Source organism: Bacillus sp. FSL R9-9410, from assembly GCF_038050385.1.
Lineage (GTDB): Bacteria > Bacillota > Bacilli > Bacillales > Bacillaceae_G > Bacillus_A > Bacillus_A cereus_U.
Genome location: NZ_JBBOTV010000002.1, coordinates 188,718 through 212,451 on the forward strand (window position 1 = coordinate 188,718; position 23,734 = coordinate 212,451).

The following is a 23,734-nucleotide window of genomic DNA, read 5'->3' on the forward strand; positions in this document are numbered from 1 at the left end:
ACGCATAAAAATTATTACCACATACTAATAGTAAATCTTATAACCAGATATAACAAGAGAGAAATAAAAAAGGTCCTAACTTACAAATGTAAGTTAGGACCTTTTGACGCGCCCAGAGGGATTCGAACCCCCGGCAGACGTGGTACCGGAAACCACCGCTCTATCCGACTGAGCTATGGGCGCATGATTATAAAACAGACTTCATTTTCTTCTCATAATAATAGCAATAAAACCCATCTAAATCAATAAAAATATCCCCTACTTCCTTTATACTCCATAGCAATATTTATATTAAATACATTCCTTCCCCTAAATTTTCCAAACATAAATTCACCCAAACCCACAAATTATAATCTTTGAATTGATATTCCAAAGGAGGCTTCATTCAATGACTGTAATTACAAAACTAAAGCAAACTGTTTCTGGATTAAAAAGTGCACAAGCTAGCTTAGAGGGATTCGCTCTTGATACGGATAACCAACAAGCAAAGCAACTTTTCCAAACAACTGCGCAGCAAACACAAACAATTATTGATTCTTTAAACCCGCGCGTTGAAGAAGTCCAGCAAGAAGAACCACAATACACACAGCAATAACCAAAAGTGCCATTTCATCTAATGGTACACAATTTGAGAAAAAGGATGATATGCAATCATCCTTTTTCTCGCAAATTACATACTGCAATAGAAATGGAATGATTATAATGCGAAAACTCGGCCTCATAACCGCGTTATTTGTTCTTCTATTCGGTTCACTTACCGGATGCGATAACAGCCCGTTAGATAAAAAGGTAAAGAAAGAAGAAGCTAAACGAACAGATGAAAAAAAGGGCCCTAAGTTAACAAAAATGAGTACAGAATCCTTTAATCAATCTATATCGCAAGACGCCAAGAAAAAAGCCCTCGCTATAGATGGCATTATAAAAGCTACCGCAGTTAATACCAATTTAGATCTTTACATAGCCGTCAAACCTGAACATCACGAAAGATTCGGTTTAAAGCCTTTACGAAGTAAATTAAAAAAGAAATTAAGTGATGAAAATCCTACTTTCGATATTCGTGTAAGTACAGACAAAAAGATTTTTATGCTCCTAGAAGAACTTGAAAACAAAATTAAAAACAAGAAAGTAAGCAAGGATGGCATAAAAAAACAATTGAAACTCATTCAATCAGAAATGGGATCTAATATTTAAGCTTTCTAAAAGAAAAGGAAGGATTCAAATGTCTAGTAAAGATAAAAACTTAACACCGGTACAACAGGAATATAAAAAATTCGCGCAAGAACGAGAACCGAAGCGTCCTATCTTAAAAAATTGTATAAAGGCTTTTTTCGTTGGTGGTTTCATTTGCTTCATCGGGCAACTTATTTCTACTTTTTACATCACGTATTTTGATTTCACTGAGCGCTCAGCAGGGAATCCGACAGTAGCAACTCTAATTTTCATTTCCATGTTACTAACTGGATTCGGTATATACGATCGTTTTGGACAATTTGCTGGGGCTGGCACAGCGGTACCAGTTACCGGTTTTGGTAATTCTGTTATCGCAGCATGCATTGAACACCGAACGGAAGGGTTCGTCCTTGGTGTTGGAGGTAACATGTTTAAATTGGCTGGCTCTGTTATTTTGTTTGGTGTATTTTCCGCTTTCGTCATCGCACTTATTAAAACGATTCTCGTTCAATGGGGAGGGCTATAAATGTTACAAGGACACCGAACGTGGGTATTTGAAAACAAACCAGTCATTATCTCAACCGGGGTAGTCGGTGGACCATTTGAAGCGAAAGGTAATATCCCTGAAGACTTCGACACCCTCCATGAAGATTTATGGCTTGGACAAGATTCTTACGAAAAGGCTCACAAAATTTTATTTGAAGAAGCTTGTAGCCGTGCTACAGAGAAAGCAAAACTTCGAAAAGACGATATTCAATTCGTACTCGCAGGAGATTTAATTAATCAAATAACCCCAACGAGCTTTGCATGTCGTACACTCGGAACACCTTATCTTGGATTATTTGGAGCTTGCTCTACTTCTATGGAAGGATTAGCGCTCGGCGCAAGTATTGTAAATGCAAAAGGCGCAAAATATTTATTAACTGGAGCATCAAGCCATAACGCTGCCGTGGAAAAACAATTCCGTTACCCAACTGAATATGGTGGACAAAAGCCCCCTACAGCACAGTGGACAGTGACCGGTGCAGGTGCAGCAATTTTAAGTGATACAGGAAATGGTCCAAGAGTAACTTCCGCCACAATTGGGCGCGTTGTTGACATGGGTTTAACAGATCCGTTTAATATGGGCGGCGCGATGGCCCCAGCTGCTGTCGATACGATTGAAGCCCATTTACGCGAACGACAAATCGACGCTTCTTATTACGACTTAATCGTAACAGGTGACCTTGGACATGTAGGACGCGAAATCGCTTACGACCTACTACATAAACACGGTACAAAAGTAAAGAGCGAGCAATTTCAAGATTGTGGAATCATCATTTATAGAGAAGGTCAACCTGTCATAGCTGGCGGAAGTGGTCCTGGATGTTCTGCAACAGTCGTATACGGACATTTATTAAATAGAATGAAAAAGGGAGAATTCAAAAAGATGCTAGTTGTTGCAACAGGTGCTTTGCTATCTCCACTTACATTCCAACAAGAAGAAACAATTCCATGTATCGCTCATGCTGTATCGATCGAATTTGGAGGTGCAACACAATGATTTTTTTCTGGGCTTTTGTTATTGGTGGACTTATATGTGTAATTGGTCAACTTATGTTTGATGTGGGTAAACTTACTCCTGCCCATACAATGGCAACACTCGTTGTTGTTGGGGCTATATTAGATGGATTCAATCTATATGAACCATTAATTGATTTTGCGGGTGCAGGAGCTACTGTACCAATTACAAGTTTCGGTAACGCCCTCGTTCACGGTGCTATGGAAGAAGCTGCAAAACATGGAATTGTCGGCGTTATTACCGGTATGTTTAAAGTAACAAGCGCTGGTATTTCTGCTGCTATCATTTTTGGGTTCATCGGAGCATTGCTATTTAAACCGAAAGGATAAGAGGTGTTTTCATGACTGTTATTGCTAGTGTAAAAACATGCCTCGCTAGTTTAAGGGGGGCTCAAGCAAGCTTAAGTTCCCTTTCGTTAAATTCAGAAGACGAAGAAACAAAACGCGTCTTTCACGAATGTATGTTAGAAATGGACAGCGTCATCGCTGATTTAAAGGATAGAGTTTCATTATTAGAACGTGAAGAACCTCAATATAAAGGGTTTTAAGCAGACTGGAGGAAATTACTATGTCTCACCTACCTGAATGGACACTTGTCATTCTTCGTTCTGTATTTATATTAATCATTTTATTCGCTATTACGAAATGGTTAGGGAAAAGACAAATCTCTCAGCTCTCCTTTTTTGAATACATAGCCGGAATGACAATCGGTGACATCGCTGCCCAAGTATCTACAGGGCTTGATTCAAAATTTTTCCACGGCGTCTTTGCGATACTCATTTTCGCTGTGGTACCTTTTGTCACAGGAATCCTCTCTTTAAAAAACAAAACAGCTCGAGATTTTTTTGAAGGGAAATCTACCGTATTAATAAAAGATGGAAAAGTACTCGAAGATAACTTAAAGAAAGAAAAATATACAAGTGACGAATTACTTGAGCTTCTCAGAGGAAAAAATGCATTCAGCGTAGCTGATGTTGAATTTGCTGTACTAGAACCGAGCGGAGAATTAAATGTATTATTGAAAAAAGATCGCCAACCACTTACAGCAAAAGATATCAGCTTAAAAGTGCCAAACGAAAAAGAACCACAAACTGTTATTATGGATGGAAATGTACTAGATGAACCTCTTTCTGCAAGCGGGCACAACCGCGCTTGGTTACATTCTGAATTAGAAAAACTCGGCGTTGTCATTGAAAATGTGTTTCTCGGTCAAGTTGATTCATACGGACAACTTACTATCGACATTTATAATGATAAACTCCAAATGCCTTCTCCTCAAAACAAACCTTTACTATTGGCATCTTTAAAAAAATGCCATGCTGATCTTGAACTATTTTCTTTAGAAACAAAATCGAAATCAGCAAGTGAAATGTATAGTAAAAACGCGAAACAAGTCGAAACAATTTTAAATAAAGTAACCTATCTTTTAAAAGAATAAATACCGAAAGAACGCTTCAGTAAAAAGGCGTTCTTTTGCCCTTTCTACACCTTTAATCACGTTTAAATTTATGTAATTCGGTTATGATGTTGAAGATACATAAGCAGGGAATTTTAAAAACATAGCGAATAAATCATGATACAACTACATATTTTTTTGATTTAAAGTGGTTTCGTTTGACCTTTATTGACCATAATTGTATTATAAACTAATAAAGCTTTCAAAGGAGGAAATAACAGATGAATTTAATTCCTACAGTAATTGAACAAACAAATCGTGGAGAACGCGCTTACGATATTTACTCTCGACTATTAAAGGACCGCATCATTATGCTTGGTAGCGCAATTGATGACAACGTAGCAAACTCAATCGTTTCCCAGCTTTTATTCTTGGAATCTCAAGATCCAGAAAAAGATATTCACATCTATATCAACAGCCCTGGTGGTTCTATCACAGCTGGTATGGCAATTTACGATACAATGCAGTTTATTAAACCACAAGTATCAACAATCTGTATCGGTATGGCTGCATCTATGGGTGCATTCTTACTTGCAGCAGGTGAAAAAGGAAAACGTTTCGCTCTTCCTAACAGTGAAGTAATGATTCACCAACCACTTGGCGGTGCACAAGGTCAAGCGACTGAAATCGAAATCGCTGCAAAACGCATCCTATTCTTACGTGAAAAATTAAACCAAATTCTTGCTGACCGCACAGGTCAACCACTTGAAGTTCTACAACGCGACACAGACCGCGACAACTTCATGACAGCAGAAAGAGCTCTAGAATACGGCTTAATTGATAAGATCTTTACAAGTCGTTAATAACTAAAAGCGGAAGTGGCTCGTTCAGAATCGCAGGGCGTTGGAGCCTTTACATCCGAGGCGCTTTTTGCCTCGAATGTAAAGGCGAAACGACCGGAGATTCTAGCCGCTGGAGCTAGATATAACTAAAAGCGGAAGCGGCTCGTTCAGAATGAGAGGGGGATGGAGCTTCTGACAAAGAGGTGCTTTTTACCTCGACGGAAGAAGCGAAGCCACCGATCATTCTAGCCGCCGGAGCTGGATATAACTAAAAGCGGAAGCGCCCTATTACAGGGCGCTTTTTTATTATCATGTATTCTCCCTCTGTATACCCCATCCAGTATCTCCCTAAATATATCGACGATTTTTCAAATATATCGACTTACCGACAATTTCCGACAAGCGCGAACTAGCTACATACCCCACCGATCATTCGTTACCCCACACCAGCCAAGCTGCTCACAAACAACAGAATAAAAAAAGCTATCGCACATTCGCGACAGCCTTTTATTGTACATATGCAGCTAATGCTTCCAAAGCCTCTTCTGCATCTGAACCTTCTGTTGTGATTGTAATCATGCTACCAGTTCCGATTGCTAAGCTCATAATCCCCATTATGCTCTTTGCATTAACTGTCTTTCCATCTTTCTCAATGAAAATATCAGAATGAAAGCGATTTGCCTCTTGTACAAACAACGCAGCCGGACGTGCTTGTAAACCGTTTTTTAATGCAACTTTAACCACTTTTTGAACCACAGCTCCATTTCCCCTTTAACCTCTTATTTTTTTGCTACCGTTTCCCCCGCGCGTAATTTCTCTGCAATTCCATCGATTTTACGCAAACGATGATTAATACCCGATTTACTAATTTTCCCCCCGGATACCATCTCACCTAACTCTTTCAATGTTACATCTTGATAATCTCTTCGTAACTGTGCAATTTCTCTTAATTTATCTGGCAAAATATCAAGCCCAACGGTCTCATCAATATAGCGGATGTTCTCAATTTGCCTTAGCGCTGCACCAATTGTTTTATTTAAATTAGCTGTTTCGCAGTTAACTAAACGATTTACCGAATTACGCATATCGCGAACAATTCGAATATCTTCAAATCTTAAAAGTGCATTATGGGCACCTATAATATTTAAAAACTCTGTAATTTTCTCAGCTTCTTTCAAATACGTAATGTACCCTTTTCTTCTTTCCAACGTCTTACTATTTAAATCAAATCCGTTCATCAGTTCACATATAGAATCATTATGTTCCTTATATAACGAAAAGATCTCTAAATGATAAGATGATGTTTCTGGGTTATTTACCGAACCACCTGCTAAAAATGCACCGCGTAAATACGATCGTTTACAACATTTCTTCTCGATTAATTCCTGCGATATATTTCGAATAAACGAAAAGTCATCTCGAACAATGTGAAGATCTGCTAATATTTCGCGAGACTTCTCAACAAGCCGCACGATATATACATTATTTTTCTTCAATCGCATTTTTTTACGAACAAGTAATTCTACCGTCACATCATATCCTTTTTTCAAGAGCGTATAAATCCTTCTTGCAATTGCTGCATTTTCCGTTTGAATATCGATAGATAGGCGACGGTTTGAAAAAGAAAGCGATCCGTTCATTCGAAGCAACGCCGATAATTCTGATTTCTCACAGCATTCCTTCATTTCAAGGTTGGTCAACTCTTTCTTTGTTTCTGATGCAAATGACACAGTCAACACCTCCTTATACTATTACTTTGGAACAAAAATCTTGTCCTATATGAATGAGGAGCGTTACCTCAAACGAGGCAACGCACATTTATAACAATGAATATAAAATAGAAGCTAACTTTAATGTATCATGTCTTACAACACGATCATCATATTTCGCTAATCTATCTTGAATGATTTCGATATTATGTTCAGCAAAACGATCTGTATCCAGTGCAACTGGTTCCGACATTTCTTCCTCATATAAATTACGTAATTCATGAGGAATATCACGATTATTTACAATCGCAGTGTCGATAAATGGTTTACCTAGATGATCATGTAACGCCTGCACATGATCAAACGCAGTATAACCCTTCGTTTCGCCCGCTTGCGTCATAACATTACATACATATACCTTCTTTGCTTTTGCAGCAAGAACAGCGTCTCCAATTTTGTTAACAACTAAATTCGGTAATATACTTGTGTACAAGCTTCCTGGACCGAAAACAAGCAAATCAGCTCGTTTAATTTCCGTCAACGTTTCACATAACGGTTCTACATCTTCTGGAGTTAAAAATACACGATTAATCTTCTTCCCGAAATAAGGAATCTTTGATTCACCTGTTACAATTTCTCCATCTTCTAATTCTGCATGAAGTACCGCACTTTGATTCGCTGCTGGTAATACACGTCCTCTGACATTTAATACTTTACTCGTTTCCGTAATCGCGTGGTAAAAGTCTCCTGTAATCGAAGTCATACCTGCCAATAGTAAATTTCCTAACGCATGCCCTTTCAGTCCGTCTCCAGTTGTAAAACGGTGCTGAAATAAAGCTTCCACTAATGGTTCTACATCCGATAAGGCAACAAGTACGTTACGAATATCACCTGGAGGTGGAATTGCTAGCTCATCACGTAGTCTACCTGAACTGCCTCCATCGTCGGCTACTGTTACAACTGCTGTAATATCAACCGGATATTGTTTTAAACCTCTTAATAAAACAGAAAGTCCAGTTCCACCTCCCATGATAACAATTTTAGGTTTTCTCTCTTTTTTCATCCCTTAATGGCCCTTTCTCTTCTCCACATCACGATGAGATACATGAACGCTATACTCTGGTTTCAAATGTTTCCCAAGGTACTCTGTAAGCGTAACAGAACGATGTTGCCCACCTGTACATCCAATCGCAATTACAAGTTGACTCTTGCCTTCTCTTTTATAATGAGGCAGCATGAAAGTGATAAGATCCGTCAATTTCTCTAAAAACTTATGTGTTTCATTAAATTTCAACACATACGACGAAACTTCTTCATCCAGTCCTGTTAATGGCTTCATATGTGGAATATAATATGGATTTGGTAAAAAACGAACATCAAATACTAAATCAGCATCAATTGGAATTCCGTACTTAAATCCAAATGACATAACATTTACACGAAATGCTTGCTCAGTTTCTGTTGAGAATAAGTGAACAATTTTCTCTCGTAATTCTTTCGGTTTCAACTCAGATGTATCAAGCACAATATTCGCGCGCGCCTTCATATCAGTTAATAGACCACGCTCAGCTTCAATTCCCTTTAACGGCAAGCCAGTTGGCGCAAGTGGATGCGAACGTCTCGTTTCTTTATAACGAGTTACAAGTGTGCCATCTTTCGCATCTAAAAATAAAATATGAGGAATAATCCATGTACGTTCTGATAAATCATCAAGTGCTCCCCATAAATATTCAAAAAACTCTCGGCCACGTAAATCAATACCGAGTGCTACTTTATTCATTTTACCTTTTGAATCTGCCATAAGTTCAATAAACTTCGGCAATAACATCGGTGGTAAATTATCTACACAAAAATAGCCTAAATCTTCAAAACTTTGTAACGCTACCGTTTTTCCAGCTCCAGACATCCCTGTAATAATTACCATTTTTATATCATTATTCTCTGTCATCGTATCCTCTCCTTGCAGGTTTAACTCGGATCTAATCGATATGAAAGCAACTCAAAATCTGGGGTATATACAAATGTACCGTAGATTATACCATTCCCTTTAATTAAATAATCAATAATGTGATAATCTCCTGGTGCCATTGCTAAATCATCAATTTTATCAAATGTATGCCAACCAATGATGCCTTCTTCGCTCTCTAATTTGTTTTCTCCTGCAAAATCTGTTGCTAAAAAGGAGAACATCATCCATTCAGAAACAACTTTATCACCCTCTTGGATGACAAAGGTGAAGACCCCTTTTAACGCTGGGTTCTTTAAATAAATACCTGTTTCTTCACGATACTCGCGAACAACGGAATCTCTTACCGTCTCACCACGTTCCATTTTCCCGCCCGGTGCAACCCACCAATTCCGGCGAGGTTTTTGGAGTAAGAGTACTTCATTATCTCTAATTAACACACAGTTTGTCACTCTTTGCATGTTTCTTCACCTCAGCTACTTGCAGCAAAATTTCTCACCGCATACTCATTTCATTATACTATCAAAAACAGTTTGCTACAACGAAGGTGCCAGTCCCCTTTCGCTAAGCAATTGTAAAAAATATTTCTATAACAAGCAATCAAAATACCTTACTTCCCATGAACAGTAAATAAAAATCCCCTTAACGATAAAAATCGTTAAGGGGATTAAAACACTTATTTCTTACCGAAATAAGTAACAACCGCAAATCCTAAAATAAAAGTAATAATTGAACTTACAATTGAAATACCACCAGTCGGAATGCCAGGGAACACAATGACAATCGACCCGATAACGAGCCCAATAATTGCCGCAAATGTCATACTTTTATAACGATCTAACAAATAACTAATTCCTTTACTACTTACAACAAATCCGGCCATCACGCCGGCACCGATAACCACGATTAACGGTAAATTGAGTGTAGTTAAAGCGTTAATTGCTGTTGGATACACACCAATAATTAATAAAATAAACGATCCACTAATTCCAGGAAGAAGCATAGCCATACTAGCCACCCATCCTGCGAAAAACAAACCAATTGCATTTAAAATTGTTAACGTCGTAATCGGATCAGCTGCCTTATCTGGTTTAAAGAATGCTGTTATTGCAACAAGAATTGCTGCAATTATTAATAAGGTAATATGACTACCTTTAAACGTTGCCTTTGCATCAGCTTCTCTCATTAACATCGGTAATATACTAATAATTAAACCGAGGAAGAAAAATTGAGTCGGTTCATAATGATTTGCTAATAAATATTTAATAACGTGACTTAACGTTAGAAAAGCTGCCGCTACACCAGCTGCAAGTGGGATTAAAAACGCTAAATGTTTTTTCCATTCACGACTAAAGAATCCGCTAATTGCTGCGAGCAATTGTTCATAAATCCCTAACACAACAGCGATTGTTCCGCCGCTCACACCAGGAATTAAATCACTAACGCCCATACAAAATCCACGATATATATTACGCCATTCCATACTGAATAAATTCCTCATTTCTTATAGTGATTTTTTCCGTAAAGTCCAGTATATCAATAAGAAAGCTTATAATCCTAATTGTTTTTGACAAAACTTTGACATTTTCACAAAAAAAAGAAAGCTCCTATCGGTAGCTTTCTTTTCAAAAGGTATATTACCCCTTATTTTTCTGTTACAGTTTTTAATTCTTCTACTAACTCTTCTATATAATGCTGTGCACTTTGTGCTGCAATACTACCATCGCCTGTTGCAGTTACAATTTGACGAAGCATTTTTTCACGAACATCACCAGCTGCGAAAATACCAGGAACTTTCGTTTCCATACGCTCGTTCGTTTCAACATAACCATTTTCATTTGTAATACCTAGCTCAACAAACGGTTTTGATAGTGGTAGCATACCGATGTATATGAAAACGCCGTCAGTTTTAACTTCTTGTTCTTCTCCGCTGTTTACATCTACAAGTGTTACGCTTCCTACTTTACCATTTGCATCGTTAATTTCTTTTATAGTGTGATTCCAAATGAAATCTACTTTCTCATTTTGGAAAGCACGATCTTGTAAAATTTTCTGTGCACGAAGAGTGTCACGACGGTGAACGATTGTTACTTTTGATGCGAAGCGTGTTAAGAACACACCCTCTTCAACAGCAGAATCTCCGCCGCCAATAACAACAAGTTCTTTCCCTTTAAAGAATGCACCATCACATACTGCACAATACGATACACCGCGGCCGCCAAGTTCTGTTTCACCTGGCACACCAATTTTTTTATACTCTGCACCGCTTGCAACGATAATTGCACGTGCTTTATATTCTTTTTTACCAGCCATAATTGTTTTGTACTCTTTACCATCGATGATTGCTTTCACATCACCGTATGCATATTCAGCACCAAATTTCTTCGCATGCTCAAACATTTTATTTGATAAGTCTGGTCCTAAAATAGACTCATAACCTGGATAGTTCTCTACATCTTCTGTATTTGCCATTTGTCCACCTGGAATACCACGCTCAAGCATCAGTGTGCTTAAATTCGCACGAGATGTATATACCGCAGCTGTCATACCAGCTGGTCCTGCACCAATAATAATGACATCATAAATTTTTTCTTCTGACACACTATTCACTCCCATTCATTCATACACATTAAGTTACCCTCATTATACTGTTAGCATCATTTTTTTCCCAATGATTTGCCTACCCTACGTGTGCGTGCGCTTAACAGCCTGCACATACTTTCGTACAGTCGCTACAGATACATTATATACATCACCAAGCTCTGCCTGTGTCATCTTATTTCTTTGTTCGCCGCGCACAATATATTCAATTGCCGCTGACCAACCGTACACATTTGTAAAAGTCGCTCCAGATGTATATAAACGTATGAACGTACAAAACCAAAAATTTAAACACTCTTCGATTAATTCATCATCTTTTTTCGTATAATTGTATAATGCATCCGCGATTCGTACGCACTGTTCAAATTGCTGTAAATCAGCTGGGATGCTTTTATGACTATTAAGTAAAAAGAAATATTTTGCAAGTTGCGATACGATTGGAACACCATTTTTCGCTTGCGTTACATCAAAGAAGAACCCAACCTTCTCTGGTGTTGACAATTCATTCATTAAATATAAAGCTAGCATTTTCTCTTCTAGCGTCGTACTTTTCTGAAATGATTTTCGTAACTCTTCAAATAAAAGATTTTGTCCTTCATCTGCTAAATTCAGTGCATTCCACGGTTCTTTTCCTTTTTTATCAGGATGCAATTCTACAACATGTTGCCACATTTTTTCAGCTACTTGCTGTTCCTTCACCATATACGCCGAGTATGCAAACCAGTAATAAAAACTAACGTCTCCCTCGTATCCTTGACGCTTTAATACTTTGAACCATTTATATGCAGGTTCAAAATGACCAATTGTTGCAAGCGTTGTTCCAAGTTTCAAACGATGCTCAAATGAAATTGGATATACCGAAACTAACTGCCCTGCTAATGACTCTACTTGCTTATGCTCTCCAATTGAATATAGAAAAATAAGCGTATTACAAAGCGCATGCATATTACCAGGACTTTTCTCTAAAATCATTTCTGTTAACTTAAGCGCTTGATCTACATTACCTGATTGAAAATGTGCAATCGCTAAATTATTATGGCCCGACCAAAATTCTGGGTATTCTTTCGTAACAACTTCTAGTGTAGCAATCGCCTCTTCTAATTGGCCGTTACGAATGTAGCGGTTCGCTTCTTCCTGCATAACAATTAGCTCATCTTCATCCTCAATCTCTTCCTCACCCATTGCTTCTTCTTCCATAATCTCAAGCAATTCTAATGTATCTTCTACGAATTCCTTCTCTTCCGCAACTTCTAAATATCGGTCTGCATACTTCTTCGCCTGTTGAAACAAGCCCATATATGCATAATTATTTGAAATAAAATAATAGCATTGCTCAAGTTCAGGATTGGATCTAACAAGCTTTAGAAATATCTGATTCGACTCTTGGTATTCACCAGATTCAGATAATGCTATTGCTAGTTGGCATAAAATAAACGGCTCCTTCTCGCTTTGTGACGCTCTTCGAAAATATTTAATTGCATCTTGCAATTTTTGCCCTTTATAAGCCCTCATCCCTTTTTTATAAAAGAAGTCCGCTAATTGATTAAAAGAGATAACTTGTCCGCTCTCCTTATATATTCTTTGATTTTTCCCCATATATCCTCCAGTTTTTTGTTTTCTTCGCTCACACATTCTTCTATCTATAAGTATAAACGATTCCGTAAAAAACAAAACAGTATATTATAATCAAATATTTCCTTTTTATTCATAAAAAGAGAAGAGAAATGTTAAATTTTTAACATCAACCTTCTCTAGTGGCCATTTCCTCTTTCGTATAAATAATACGCATCGGATTTCCGCCTACGAAAGCGCCGCCTGGTACATCTTTATGGACAAGTGTGCCTGCAGAAACGATAGCACCATCTCCAATCGTCACACCTGGTAAAACTGTCGTATTCGCTCCGATCATAACTTCATTCCCTATGACGATTTCTCCGAGTCGATACTCACGAATTAAATATTCATGCGCTAAAAGCGTTGTATTATAGCCGATAATTGAATTGTCTCCCACAGTAATCTTTTCTGGAAACATAATATCTGGCATTACCATAAGTGCAAACGACGTTTTCTTTCCTACTTCCATCCGTAAAAACGTGCGATATAACCAATTCTTCACGGATAAAAATGGCGTGTAACGTGCGATTTGGATGATAATAAAGTTTTTCATTACCTTCCAAAAAGAAACTGTTTTATACACATTCCACAATGAATTTTCTCCTGAAACAGGATAGCGCGTTGTCCGTCGCACTGAACTCTCTCCTCTACTTATATAAAGTGACACTTTAACCGGTAGGAATCCTTTTCTCCACTGATTACTAACTCTCATCAATCAAGCATTTACAGGCAGGAATCTTACTACCCATTAATACGGGACAAAATCGGTAGTAAATCACTCATTTTATCTAGCACATAATCTGGTTTATACGCTTCTAAATATGCTCTACCTTTCACTGTCCATGAAACCGCTACTGTTTTCGTACCTGCATTTTGTCCACCGACGATATCATGATGATTATCACCAACCATCAATGTTTCTTCTGGCTTTGCATCTAATAATTCGAGTGCTTTTTGAAGTGGTTCTGGATGTGGTTTCACATGTTCCACATCATCAATCGTCACGACAACATCAAAAAACTGATCAAGTTTCGAAAGCTTTAATCCCATTTCAACCGTCTGTCTCGCTTTCGTTGTAACGATGCCGATCTTATAACCTTGCTTCTTCAATTCTTGAACCGTTTCATATACAGTTTCATATTCTTCCACTAATTCATCATGATGCTCATGATTAAATTGACGATAACATGTAATCATCTCTTCAACCTTGCTTGCATCAATCTTACTAAAAGTGTCATGCAAAGATGGACCGATAAATGCTAATACATCTTCACGCTTATACTGATTAGAATAATAGTGATTTAACGTATGTAAAAAAGAAGAGATAATAAGTTCATTTGTATTAATTAACGTTCCATCTAAATCAAATAACACTGTATTTATTTTCATCGTCCTTAATCCTTTCATTACCTCAATATGAAAGAAGCAGCATCTTATATAAGATGCTACTTTTCTCTAATTTTCTAAATATCTTTTATCAGCTTGCCCCATTTTTCGTCTCACAATAATGAAAATGATAGAAATAACAACAATTCCAATAGACATTACTTGTGCAATACGAAGTGGTCCTAACATTAAACTATCTGTACGCAAACCTTCTACGAAGAAGCGTCCCACTGAATACCAAATTAAATATGTGAAGAATAATTCACCACGGCGTAAATTCACTTTTCGTAACGCGAGTAGTAAAATAACACCTGCAAAATTCCATAATGATTCATATAAAAACGTTGGGTGATAATACACACCATCAATGTACATTTGATTAATAATGAAATCTGGTAAATGAAGACCTTCTAAAAACTGTCTCGTTACTTCATCACCATGCGCTTCTTGGTTCATAAAGTTTCCCCATCGGCCAATTGCTTGTCCTAGTAAAATACTCGGCGCAGCAATATCCGCTAACTTCCAGAATGAAAGCCCGCGTCGTTTCGCAAAAAGGATTCCTGTAATAACAGCCCCGATTAAACCACCATGAATCGCCAAACCACCTTGACGAATATTAATAATTTGACTCGGATTTTGCGAATAATATTCCCATTCAAAAATGACATAATACATTCTCGCAAAAAGAATCGCGATTGGTACTGCAATTAATACAAGATCGATAAATGTATCTTTATGAATACCAAGCCTTTCTCCCTCGCGAGTTGCTAGCCAAAGACCTAATAGCACACCTGTACCGATAATAACCCCATACCAATAAACAGGGAATGGTCCAAGTTGGACTGCTATACGGTCAAGCTGTGGTACAGAACCTAACAGCATATATATGACCTCCCTCTCCAGAGTCTATTCTTGATTTCCTGACTCAATCGCACTCATTAATCGTTCAGAGAACTGCTGTGCCGCATTGACTCCCATACGTTTTAATCTGAAGTTCATCGCTGCTACTTCAATAATAACAGCCAAGTTTCGACCAGGACGAACTGGAAGTGTAATCTTCGTAAGTTCTGTATCAATAATCTTCATCTTCTCTTCATCAAGACCTAAACGATCATAATTTTTCTTTTGATCCCAAATTTCAAGATTAATAACAAGCGTAATACGTTTATAATTTCGTACTGCCCCTGCACCGAATAACGTCATTACGTTAATGATACCTAGACCACGAATTTCTAATAAATGCTCAATTAAATCAGGTGAGCTTCCTACTAATGTATCTTCATCTTCTTGACGAATTTCTACGCTATCATCCGCAACAAGGCGGTGACCACGCTTTACAAGTTCAAGCGCTGTCTCACTTTTCCCGACACCACTTTGACCTGTAATTAAAACACCAACGCCATAAATATCTACTAACACACCATGAACAGCTGTTGTTGGCGCTAACTTACCTTCTAAATAGTTTGTTAAACGACTTGATAATCTCGTCGTCGTTTGAGCAGAACGTAATAAAGGCACGCCTGATTCACGTGATGCTTGTAATAACTCATCCGGTACATCTTGATTACGAGTTACAATAATACAAGGCGTCTCTTCAGTACAAAGCGCTTTCATTCTCTCTTGCTTTTGCTCTGTCGTTAACGTATCAAAGAACGTAAGCTCCGTTTTTCCAAGAAGCTGCACACGATCAGCTGGATAATATGTAAAAAATCCTGCCATTTCAATTCCAGGTCGTGATAAATCACTCGTATCAATCGGACGATGAATCCCTTCTTCACCACTTACTAACTCCAATTGAAATTGTTCAATTAAATCTTTTGTCCTTACTTTCGGCATATGTATAAACCTCCACTCCGCTGCGGGTTCAGTCTCATTTGATGTGAAATTCCATTCTATCGGATATTGTACCATTTTTTTCTGGAAACAAGAAACATGGTTTCTAATAAATAGAAAAAAACATTTCATATGAATCATGAAATGTTTTTCTTTTTGTCATTTTCTCTTTTTTTCATGTAATGGTTCAACAATTACCTTTTCAATTATCATATTAAAAATCGAAATACAAATTGCCGCAACAATCGCTACACCAAATCCAGATATATTAAAGGCGTCCCCTAATAATGAATCCGTCATCTTTAACGTAATCGCATTAATAACAATTAAGAAGAAACCGAAAGTTACAAGAGTAATCGGTAGCGTAATTAAAATTAAAAGCGGCTTTACAAATACGTTTAAAATCGCCAATATAATACTCGCAATAATTGCAGTTTGTATATTTGCTATGTAAAATGCGTCTGGTGCAACCCCTTTTAAAAGTCCGGATACAGCGATTAACACAACGCTATTTACAAGAAGTGATACAATCCATCTCATTTCCTTACACATCCTTTTAACATATATATTTCATCATACGCTAATAGACAATAAACGCAAGCAACATACAAATACTTATATCAGCTTATTCTATTATCCACGCTTGTATACCTACTAACACTCTTACCAGTTTTCCTTAGTGAAATAAAAACCGAGTGTCATTCCCACTCGGTTTTTAGTAATACACTTATTGTGATAACTCTACTTCTTTTATTTTCTCTTTCATTCTTGCTTTATCACGATCTAAAATCTCTTTTAAATACTTACCTGTATACGAGCGTTCTTCTTTCACTACTTGTTCTGGCGTTCCAGAAGCAACGATGTGTCCGCCTTTGTCTCCGCCTTCTGGTCCAAGATCAATGATATAATCAGCTGTTTTAATAACATCTAAATTATGCTCAATTACAAGAACTGTCTCGCCGCTTTCAACAAGACGCTGCAACACTTCTAGAAGACGTGCAATATCATGGGCATGTAGGCCAGTCGTTGGCTCATCTAAAATGTATAACGTACGCCCTGTAGAACGACGATGTAATTCAGAAGCTAATTTCACACGCTGCGCCTCACCACCTGATAACGTCGTAGCTGGTTGCCCTAATTTCATATAACCAAGCCCTACATCTACAAGCGTTTGAAGTTTACGCTTAATTTTCGGGATATTAGCAAAGAACTCTACCCCATCTTCAATTGTCATCCCTAACACTTCAGAAATATTCTTATCTTTATATTTCACTTCTAACGTTTCACGGTTGTAACGTTTACCGTGACAAACTTCACACGGAACATACACATCTGGTAAGAAATGCATTTCAATTTTAATAATTCCATCACCACGACACGCTTCACAACGGCCGCCTTTTACGTTAAAGCTGAAACGTCCTTTTTGATATCCACGCACTTTCGCTTCATTCGTTTGTGCAAATACATCACGAATATCATCGAATACACCTGTATATGTTGCTGGGTTGGAACGTGGTGTACGCCCGATTGGTGATTGATCAATATCAATAACTTTATCTAACTGCTCAAGACCTTTAATTTCTTTATGAGACCCTGGCTTCGCTTTCGCCTTATATAACTTTTGAGCTAACGATTTATATAGCACTTCATTAATCATCGTACTTTTTCCAGAGCCAGATACGCCTGTTACTGCTACAAATGTTCCTAGAGGGAATGACATCTTCGCATTCTTTAAGTTATTTTCTTTCGCACCGATAATCTCCACTTTACGTCCGTCACCTTTACGTCTTTCAAGTGGTACCGGAATAAACTCTTTACCGCTTAAATATTTCCCTGTTAATGAATTATCGTCTTGCATAACTTCAGCTGGTGTACCCGCTGATACAACTTCTCCACCGTGAATACCAGCCCCTGGTCCGATATCAAGTAAATAATCGGCAGCCATCATCGTATCTTCATCATGCTCAACAACAATTAACGTATTTCCTAAGTCACGCATTTCCTGTAATGTGCGAATAAGACGATCATTATCACGCTGATGCAAACCGATAGAAGGCTCATCAAGAATGTAAAGTACACCCGTAAGACGAGAACCAATTTGTGTCGCTAAACGAATACGCTGCGCCTCACCACCTGATAGAGTTCCTGCGGCACGACTTAACGTTAAATAATCTAAACCGACGTTCACTAAGAACCCAACGCGCTCCTGAACTTCTCTTAAAATTAAATGAGCAATTTTCTGTTGTTTCTCAGTTAGCTCAACAGTCGAGAAGAATTCCTGTACTTCTTGAACAGAATATTTCGTTACATCGGCAATCGTTTTATCACCAACGAAAACAGCTAAACTCTCAGGCTTTAAGCGTCCACCTTTACACTTCGGACAAGCTTGCTCTGCCATATACTTCTCCATTTGCTCACGAACATAATCCGAACTCGTCTCACGATAACGACGCTCGATATTCGGAATAACACCTTCAAATAAAATCTCATTTTCTTTCACTTGACCAAATTCATTCACATAGCGGAAATAAACCTTCTCTTCCCCGCTTCCGTACAACACTTTATCAAATAAATCCTTCGGTATATCTTTCACCGGCATATCCATATCGATGCCGTAATGATTACACACAGATTTTAATAATTGCGGGTAATATTGTGAACTTGTCGGTTCCCAAGGAGCAATCGCATGTTCATTTAATGATACATCCCAGTTCGGAATAACAAGTTCTAAATCTACCTCGAGCTTTGAGCCAAGTCCATCACAAGAAGGACACGCGCCGAACGGACTATTAAACGAGAACATACGCGGCTCTAATTCTCCGATTGAAAAACCACAATGTGGACAAGCATGATGTTCACTAAATAGAAGTTCTTCCTCTCCCATTACATCGATTAAAACTCGGCCCCCGCCAAGCTTTAAAGCACTTTCTAGTGAATCTGCAAGTCGGCTTGCAATTCCTTCTTTCACAACAATACGGTCAATAACAACTTCAATTGAATGCTTCTTATTTTTATCTAACGTAATCTCTTCAGATACATCCAGCATCTCTCCATCAACGCGCACACGAACATAACCTTGCTTCTTAATATCTTCTAATACTTTCGCATGCGCACCTTTACGCCCTGACACGATAGGCGCTAGCACTTGCAACTTCGTACGTTCAGGATATTCAAGAACACGGTCTACCATCTGTTCCACTGTTTGTGATGTAATTTCAATTCCATGATTCGGACAAATCGGCGTACCAATTCGTGCGAATAATAAACGTAAATAATCATAAATCTCTGTTACCGTTCCAACTGTTGAACGTGGATTACGACTCGTCGTTTTTTGATCAATTGAAATCGCTGGAGATAAACCTTCAATCGTATCAACATCCGGCTTATCCATTTGTCCTAAAAACTGGCGCGCATACGCGGATAAAGATTCCACGTATCTGCGCTGCCCTTCTGCATAAATCGTATCGAATGCTAACGATGATTTTCCTGAACCAGACAATCCCGTCACAACAACAAGCTGATTTCTCGGAATGGTTACGTCAATATTTTTTAAATTATGCGCTCTAGCACCTTTTACAACAATAAAATCTTTACTCACTCTTTTCACCCTTCCGCTTTTAATTCTAATAGTAAATCTCTTAATTCAGCTGCACGCTCGAAATCTAACGCCTTTGCTGCTTCTTTCATCTCTGCTTCCATCTTCGCAATTGTATTTTCACGTTCTTTTTTCGTCATCTTCTTAGCTGGTGTTACTTCATATGTTTCCGTATCCTCAGCTGCTGTTGTCGCACGAATAACGTCACGTACTCCTTTTTGAATCGTCTTCGGCGTAATACCATGCTCTTTATTGTAAGCTTCTTGTATACTACGACGACGCTGCGTTTCTTCAATCGCAATTCCCATTGATCTCGTTATGCGATCTGCGTACATAATAACGCGGCCGTGTTCATTACGTGCCGCACGACCAATTGTTTGTATTAATGAACGCTCTGAACGTAGGAATCCTTCCTTATCAGCATCTAAAATAGCTACAAGTGATACTTCCGGAATATCTAATCCTTCTCGTAATAAGTTAATACCGACAAGTACATCAAACTTACCAAGGCGAAGGTCACGAATAATTTCAATACGTTCTAACGTTTTAATTTCAGAGTGAAGATAGTTCACTTTAATTCCTACATCTTTTAAGTAATCTGTTAAATCCTCTGACATTTTTTTCGTTAAAGTCGTAATTAATACACGTTCATTTTTCGCAATCTGGTCATGGATTTCTCCTAATAAATCATCTATTTGTCCTTCAATTGGTCGTATATCAATTGGTGGATCTAAAAGCCCTGTTGGACGAATAATTTGTTCTATTGCTTTCGGTGACTGCTCTAACTCGTACGGTCCTGGCGTTGCCGAAACGTAAATAACTTGATTCGTTTTCTCTTCAAACTCATCAAACGTGAGCGGTCTATTATCTAAAGCTGATGGCAGACGGAATCCATGATCAACAAGCACTTGCTTACGTGCTTGGTCCCCGTTATACATCGCTCTTACTTGCGGAACCGACACATGCGACTCATCCATAACAATTAAGAAATCCTCTGGAAAATAATCTAAAAGCGTATACGGTGTTGAACCTGCTGGACGAAGTGTTAAATGACGGGAATAGTTTTCGATTCCTGAACAAAAGCCCATCTCGCGCATCATTTCTAAATCATAACGCGTTCGCTGTTCTATGCGCTGCGCCTCTAACAACTTACCGTTATCATTTAATTCTTTTAAACGCTCTTCTAATTCCTTTTCGATATTTTCAATAGCGACCTTCAGCTTTTCTTCACGTGTAACGAAGTGAGATGCCGGGAAGATTGCCACATGATCACGTTCTGCTAATACTTCACCTGTTAATGCATTTACTTCTCGAATACGATCGATTTCATCACCGAAAAATTCAATTCGAATACAGTGTTCGTCAAGTGATGCCGGAAAGATCTCAACTACATCTCCGCGCACACGGAATGTACCACGCTTGAAATCAATATCATTACGTCCATACTGTACATCAACAAGTTCACGAAGTAATTGATTACGGTCCTTTTCCATACCAACTCGAAGTGAAACAACTAACTCGCGGTATTCTTCCGGAGAACCTAAACCGTATATGCATGACACACTCGCAACGATAATAACATCATCTCGTTCAAATAAGGAAGACGTTGCCGAGTGGCGTAATTTATCAATTTCATCGTTAATTTGCGCATCTTTTTCAATAAACGTATCCGTATGTGGAACGTACGCTTCCGGCTGATAATAATCGTAATAACTAACAAAATACTCCACAGAATTGTTAGGAAAGAAATCTTTCAGCTCACTATATAACTGTCCTGCTAACGTTTTATTATGAGCCATTACAAGTGTTGGCTTCTGCACCTCTTTAATGACATTTGAAATCGTAAATGTCTTACCCGTTCCTGTCGCTCCAAGCAACACTTGCTTTTTCTTTCCACTATTAATTCCCTCTACAAGCTTCTCTATCGCTCCCGGCTGATCACCTTGCGGGGAATACTCTGAGATAATTTCAAATGGATGTTCCAACTAAAAACCGACCTCCTCATAAAAATCTGTATTATTATTTTACCACGAATGCCCATAAAAAACCTAAAAAAACGAACAGATATTCGGTAAAGTTTTCGACAAGTTATATATAGAAAAAGGAAGGAGTAAGTACTTCCTTCCTTTACAAATTTTATTTTAAAGGGACATGTAACAAATCATATCCATTACGCCTTTCCTCGTTCATATACTCTACTAGCCTATAAGCAATATCTACCTCACATGTCTCTTTAACAATCCTTTTACAACTATCTCTTTTTTCCTACTGTCATCCTCTCCCACACAAACTATTTGTATACCCCAAAAAAGAAACCTATACTAAATTTGCAAAAAGCTACTTTCCTCTATGAAAGTAGCTTTTCTTTCCCTTTCTCCTTCTTCGGAAAAATCACATATGAAAATGAAATTACAGTATCCGCTAAAAGAATAATAGCCCATACTTGGCTTACACGGCTTGCAGCTTTATTTAAAACGATTCCTGACTCTAACCAATTTCCCCACTGTTCTACTGGAATAAGCCCATACATGAAGAAAAAGAATATATGAACAGCAACAAACAACATAAGATGTAAAACCCAATTTTTCATTTCCTGCTTCGCATGCGCCCTACCTGTTACTTCAAGTGGTTCTTCGATAATAGGCGCCGGTTCATTTCGCCACTTCGCAACTAGTTTTTGTACATATATATCTAGCTTCTTCAAATCCTTTTTCCCGTAAAACACAGCATACAATAATATAATTACAGTAATGATTTGAAAATTAGAGAACTTCCCTGTTTGATAATAGTCCACTACTCCTAAAGTTAAAATAAACACTTCATTTACGAGTAGCACAATCCCCATAATAAAACTCGCCTTTTTCAAGCGAAATCCATACCTTAGTAAAAAGAATCCAATAGCTGATAACCAAAATACAATCTCTGCCCCAATTAAAAAATACCAACGATATTCTGCGAGTATACTCATTTATCCCTCTCCCTTTCGTCATATATACGAAAAGCCTCATCCATATATAATAGAAGCTCTTCTTCAATTGGATACATACTCATTTTCTGTGAATCTTCTTTTGACTTTCTTACTTCCCACAATTTATCTAAAAATGCTTCATCACCATTTGCCATCTCTAAACACTTCTGCATTAATTCCTTTGTTGCGCCTTGTACCTCATCACATGATGCTTCCTTACCGTCTTTCATAAAGTTACGTAGTTGCTTTAATAAATCTATCCACTCTAAAACATTCGGATCTTCTTCACTCATGTTTGGCAAATTATGAAGCAACTTTTGTTCTTCCTGAGAAAAAACTTCATTTTGGAATATTTCACGTATACGTGGAGACTGTTTCGAAAGCTGAATGAGTTCAAACATAACTTTCCAATCCAGTTCTCCTTCGACGTCTACTGAATAAACAACCGCCTGTAAAATACGTTCCATTCGATTGAATTTCTTTTGTTCTTCCTGTACAAATCTAAGTTGCTTTTCAAGCGAGTCTTTTAAGTTAAATTCACCTTTTACTAACATATTCGTAATCTCTTTTAATGAAAAACCCATTTCTTTTAAAAATAAAATTTGCTGCAAACGAACAACATCTCTCTCGCTATATAACCGATGCCCCCCATCAGTTTTCCCACTCGGCTTTAATAAATCGATTTGATCATAATAACGTAACGTCCTTACTGTAACCCCTGTTTCCCTCGTTAGTTCTTGAATTGAAATCAACTCCATCACCTCTTCTCCTTCATTATAAAAGGTGACGTAACGTAACTTTCAAATAGTTTGTAAAAAAATACAAAAAGCTGTCTATACCTTTTGTATAAACAGCTTTTATGGAAGAAAACCCTTTTGTATAGCACGTCCACAAGATAAAATAATTGCCCCTACAACAACACTGGTTGCTGTTTTATGGTAATGCGCTAACATTAATAAATAGTATGATAAACCTACAGCACCAATCATAATGCATACACTTGGAACTGGATTGCGCGAGAAGTTTTGCATCCCCCACAAAAGTGCAAATATAGCCGTCGCAACACATAATACCGCTAATCCCATCCCGTTTCC

Annotated in this window: 26 protein-coding genes and 1 tRNA gene; 8 read left to right on the plus strand and 19 right to left on the minus strand. The window is 37.9% G+C overall.

Annotated features, from left to right (window positions below; genetic code table 11):
- Positions 1 to 107: 107 nt before the first annotated feature.
- Positions 108 to 183: transfer RNA gene (locus MKX77_RS24950), tRNA-Arg, on the minus strand.
- 205 nt (positions 184 to 388) lie between these two features.
- Between MKX77_RS24950 and MKX77_RS24955 the strand changes: the two genes are divergently transcribed.
- From MKX77_RS24955 to clpP, 8 genes are all read left to right on the plus strand, one after another.
- Positions 389 to 595, plus strand: a complete 207-nt coding sequence (locus tag MKX77_RS24955) for a DUF1657 domain-containing protein (RefSeq protein ID WP_341308077.1) — start codon at positions 389 to 391, stop codon at positions 593 to 595.
- Between the two features lie 107 nt (positions 596 to 702).
- Positions 703 to 1,191, plus strand: coding sequence for a YhcN/YlaJ family sporulation lipoprotein (locus MKX77_RS24960; RefSeq protein ID WP_215554694.1), 489 nt, complete (start codon positions 703 to 705; stop codon positions 1,189 to 1,191).
- A gap of 28 nt (positions 1,192 to 1,219) precedes the next feature.
- A complete protein-coding gene (spoVAC, locus tag MKX77_RS24965) occupies positions 1,220 to 1,696 on the plus strand; it encodes a stage V sporulation protein AC (RefSeq protein WP_341308078.1) in 477 nt (158 codons plus the stop codon).
- Positions 1,697 to 2,713, plus strand: coding sequence for a stage V sporulation protein AD (gene spoVAD, locus MKX77_RS24970; protein ID WP_002159908.1), 1,017 nt, complete (start codon positions 1,697 to 1,699; stop codon positions 2,711 to 2,713).
- Complete coding sequence (gene spoVAE / locus MKX77_RS24975) at positions 2,710 to 3,060, plus strand: stage V sporulation protein AE (RefSeq protein WP_002112813.1); 351 nt, start codon at positions 2,710 to 2,712, stop codon at positions 3,058 to 3,060. The genes spoVAD and spoVAE overlap by 4 nt, the downstream gene beginning before the upstream one ends.
- An 11-nt stretch (positions 3,061 to 3,071) precedes the next feature.
- Complete coding sequence (locus MKX77_RS24980) at positions 3,072 to 3,278, plus strand: DUF1657 domain-containing protein (RefSeq protein ID WP_016106600.1); 207 nt, start codon at positions 3,072 to 3,074, stop codon at positions 3,276 to 3,278.
- Between the two features lie 20 nt (positions 3,279 to 3,298).
- Positions 3,299 to 4,168 carry a DUF421 domain-containing protein gene (locus MKX77_RS24985; RefSeq protein WP_341308079.1) on the plus strand — a complete coding sequence of 290 codons (870 nt, stop codon included), beginning with the start codon at positions 3,299 to 3,301 and terminating at the stop codon, positions 4,166 to 4,168.
- 239 nt (positions 4,169 to 4,407) lie between these two features.
- Positions 4,408 to 4,989 (plus strand): ATP-dependent Clp endopeptidase proteolytic subunit ClpP, encoded by a 582-nt coding sequence (gene clpP / locus MKX77_RS24990; protein WP_002159906.1) that lies wholly within the window; start codon positions 4,408 to 4,410, stop codon positions 4,987 to 4,989.
- A 486-nt stretch (positions 4,990 to 5,475) separates the two neighbouring features.
- Here the strand turns inward: clpP and MKX77_RS24995 are convergent, their stop codons facing one another.
- The 18 genes from MKX77_RS24995 to MKX77_RS25080 all read right to left on the minus strand — a co-directional run bounded on the left by MKX77_RS24995 (position 5,476) and on the right by MKX77_RS25080 (position 23,725).
- Complete coding sequence (locus MKX77_RS24995) at positions 5,476 to 5,724, minus strand: HPr family phosphocarrier protein (protein WP_002144903.1); 249 nt, start codon at positions 5,722 to 5,724, stop codon at positions 5,476 to 5,478.
- A 23-nt stretch (positions 5,725 to 5,747) separates the two neighbouring features.
- Positions 5,748 to 6,698 (minus strand): DNA-binding protein WhiA, encoded by a 951-nt coding sequence (gene whiA, locus MKX77_RS25000; RefSeq protein WP_002159905.1) that lies wholly within the window; start codon positions 6,696 to 6,698, stop codon positions 5,748 to 5,750.
- A gap of 88 nt (positions 6,699 to 6,786) precedes the next feature.
- Complete coding sequence (locus MKX77_RS25005) at positions 6,787 to 7,740, minus strand: gluconeogenesis factor YvcK family protein (protein ID WP_341308080.1); 954 nt, start codon at positions 7,738 to 7,740, stop codon at positions 6,787 to 6,789.
- Positions 7,741 to 7,743: 3 nt separating this feature from the next.
- Positions 7,744 to 8,625 (minus strand): RNase adapter RapZ, encoded by an 882-nt coding sequence (rapZ, locus tag MKX77_RS25010; RefSeq protein ID WP_215554697.1) that lies wholly within the window; start codon positions 8,623 to 8,625, stop codon positions 7,744 to 7,746.
- A gap of 20 nt (positions 8,626 to 8,645) precedes the next feature.
- Positions 8,646 to 9,104, minus strand: coding sequence for an NUDIX hydrolase (locus tag MKX77_RS25015; protein WP_001190080.1), 459 nt, complete (start codon positions 9,102 to 9,104; stop codon positions 8,646 to 8,648).
- Positions 9,105 to 9,319: 215 nt separating this feature from the next.
- A complete protein-coding gene (locus MKX77_RS25020; protein WP_215554698.1) occupies positions 9,320 to 10,126 on the minus strand; it encodes a DUF368 domain-containing protein in 807 nt (268 codons plus the stop codon).
- A 161-nt stretch (positions 10,127 to 10,287) separates the two neighbouring features.
- Positions 10,288 to 11,244 carry a thioredoxin-disulfide reductase gene (gene trxB / locus MKX77_RS25025; RefSeq protein WP_215554699.1) on the minus strand — a complete coding sequence of 319 codons (957 nt, stop codon included), beginning with the start codon at positions 11,242 to 11,244 and terminating at the stop codon, positions 10,288 to 10,290.
- A gap of 84 nt (positions 11,245 to 11,328) precedes the next feature.
- The gene (locus MKX77_RS25030; protein WP_341308081.1) at positions 11,329 to 12,840 is read right to left on the minus strand and encodes a tetratricopeptide repeat protein; all 1,512 of its coding nucleotides are present in this window, start codon (positions 12,838 to 12,840) and stop codon (positions 11,329 to 11,331) included.
- Positions 12,841 to 12,985: 145 nt separating this feature from the next.
- Entirely contained in the window at positions 12,986 to 13,492 is a 507-nt protein-coding gene (locus MKX77_RS25035) for an acyltransferase (protein ID WP_219920832.1), read from the minus strand.
- A gap of 107 nt (positions 13,493 to 13,599) precedes the next feature.
- Positions 13,600 to 14,247 carry a pyrophosphatase PpaX gene (gene ppaX, locus MKX77_RS25040; protein ID WP_215554702.1) on the minus strand — a complete coding sequence of 216 codons (648 nt, stop codon included), beginning with the start codon at positions 14,245 to 14,247 and terminating at the stop codon, positions 13,600 to 13,602.
- A gap of 66 nt (positions 14,248 to 14,313) precedes the next feature.
- Positions 14,314 to 15,126: a prolipoprotein diacylglyceryl transferase gene (lgt, locus tag MKX77_RS25045; protein ID WP_002034719.1), complete on the minus strand. Its 813-nt coding sequence runs from the start codon at positions 15,124 to 15,126 to the stop codon at positions 14,314 to 14,316.
- A 24-nt stretch (positions 15,127 to 15,150) separates the two neighbouring features.
- The gene (gene hprK / locus MKX77_RS25050; protein WP_215554703.1) at positions 15,151 to 16,080 is read right to left on the minus strand and encodes an HPr(Ser) kinase/phosphatase; all 930 of its coding nucleotides are present in this window, start codon (positions 16,078 to 16,080) and stop codon (positions 15,151 to 15,153) included.
- A gap of 156 nt (positions 16,081 to 16,236) precedes the next feature.
- On the minus strand, positions 16,237 to 16,617 hold the full coding sequence (locus MKX77_RS25055) for a phage holin family protein (protein ID WP_002089574.1): 381 nt from the start codon (positions 16,615 to 16,617) through the stop codon (positions 16,237 to 16,239).
- 187 nt (positions 16,618 to 16,804) lie between these two features.
- A complete protein-coding gene (gene uvrA, locus MKX77_RS25060) occupies positions 16,805 to 19,675 on the minus strand; it encodes an excinuclease ABC subunit UvrA (protein WP_215554704.1) in 2,871 nt (956 codons plus the stop codon).
- Between the two features lie 5 nt (positions 19,676 to 19,680).
- Complete coding sequence (uvrB, locus tag MKX77_RS25065; protein WP_078173395.1) at positions 19,681 to 21,657, minus strand: excinuclease ABC subunit B; 1,977 nt, start codon at positions 21,655 to 21,657, stop codon at positions 19,681 to 19,683.
- Between the two features lie 362 nt (positions 21,658 to 22,019).
- A complete protein-coding gene (locus tag MKX77_RS25070; protein WP_341308082.1) occupies positions 22,020 to 22,640 on the minus strand; it encodes a hypothetical protein in 621 nt (206 codons plus the stop codon).
- Positions 22,637 to 23,398 carry a MerR family transcriptional regulator gene (locus MKX77_RS25075; protein WP_341308083.1) on the minus strand — a complete coding sequence of 254 codons (762 nt, stop codon included), beginning with the start codon at positions 23,396 to 23,398 and terminating at the stop codon, positions 22,637 to 22,639. The genes MKX77_RS25070 and MKX77_RS25075 overlap by 4 nt, the downstream gene beginning before the upstream one ends.
- Before the next feature lie 99 nt (positions 23,399 to 23,497).
- Complete coding sequence (locus MKX77_RS25080) at positions 23,498 to 23,725, minus strand: hypothetical protein (protein ID WP_215554707.1); 228 nt, start codon at positions 23,723 to 23,725, stop codon at positions 23,498 to 23,500.
- Positions 23,726 to 23,734 lie beyond the last annotated feature (9 nt).

Coding starts and splice junctions, on each gene's coding strand:
- MKX77_RS24955 (WP_341308077.1), top strand. CDS start 389: ATGACTGTAATTACAAAACTAAAGCAAACTGTTTCTGGATTAAAAAGT.
- MKX77_RS24960 (WP_215554694.1), top strand. CDS start 703: ATGCGAAAACTCGGCCTCATAACCGCGTTATTTGTTCTTCTATTCGGT.
- spoVAC (WP_341308078.1), top strand. CDS start 1,220: ATGTCTAGTAAAGATAAAAACTTAACACCGGTACAACAGGAATATAAA.
- spoVAD (WP_002159908.1), top strand. CDS start 1,697: ATGTTACAAGGACACCGAACGTGGGTATTTGAAAACAAACCAGTCATT.
- spoVAE (WP_002112813.1), top strand. CDS start 2,710: ATGATTTTTTTCTGGGCTTTTGTTATTGGTGGACTTATATGTGTAATT.
- MKX77_RS24980 (WP_016106600.1), top strand. CDS start 3,072: ATGACTGTTATTGCTAGTGTAAAAACATGCCTCGCTAGTTTAAGGGGG.
- MKX77_RS24985 (WP_341308079.1), top strand. CDS start 3,299: ATGTCTCACCTACCTGAATGGACACTTGTCATTCTTCGTTCTGTATTT.
- clpP (WP_002159906.1), top strand. CDS start 4,408: ATGAATTTAATTCCTACAGTAATTGAACAAACAAATCGTGGAGAACGC.
- MKX77_RS25005 (WP_341308080.1), bottom strand. CDS start 7,740: ATGAAAAAAGAGAGAAAACCTAAAATTGTTATCATGGGAGGTGGAACT.
- rapZ (WP_215554697.1), bottom strand. CDS start 8,625: ATGACAGAGAATAATGATATAAAAATGGTAATTATTACAGGGATGTCT.
- MKX77_RS25015 (WP_001190080.1), bottom strand. CDS start 9,104: ATGCAAAGAGTGACAAACTGTGTGTTAATTAGAGATAATGAAGTACTC.
- MKX77_RS25020 (WP_215554698.1), bottom strand. CDS start 10,126: ATGGAATGGCGTAATATATATCGTGGATTTTGTATGGGCGTTAGTGAT.
- MKX77_RS25030 (WP_341308081.1), bottom strand. CDS start 12,840: ATGGGGAAAAATCAAAGAATATATAAGGAGAGCGGACAAGTTATCTCT.
- ppaX (WP_215554702.1), bottom strand. CDS start 14,247: ATGAAAATAAATACAGTGTTATTTGATTTAGATGGAACGTTAATTAAT.
- lgt (WP_002034719.1), bottom strand. CDS start 15,126: ATGCTGTTAGGTTCTGTACCACAGCTTGACCGTATAGCAGTCCAACTT.
- hprK (WP_215554703.1), bottom strand. CDS start 16,080: ATGCCGAAAGTAAGGACAAAAGATTTAATTGAACAATTTCAATTGGAG.
- MKX77_RS25055 (WP_002089574.1), bottom strand. CDS start 16,617: ATGAGATGGATTGTATCACTTCTTGTAAATAGCGTTGTGTTAATCGCT.
- MKX77_RS25070 (WP_341308082.1), bottom strand. CDS start 22,640: ATGAGTATACTCGCAGAATATCGTTGGTATTTTTTAATTGGGGCAGAG.
- MKX77_RS25075 (WP_341308083.1), bottom strand. CDS start 23,398: ATGGAGTTGATTTCAATTCAAGAACTAACGAGGGAAACAGGGGTTACA.
- MKX77_RS25080 (WP_215554707.1), bottom strand. CDS start 23,725: ATGGGATTAGCGGTATTATGTGTTGCGACGGCTATATTTGCACTTTTG.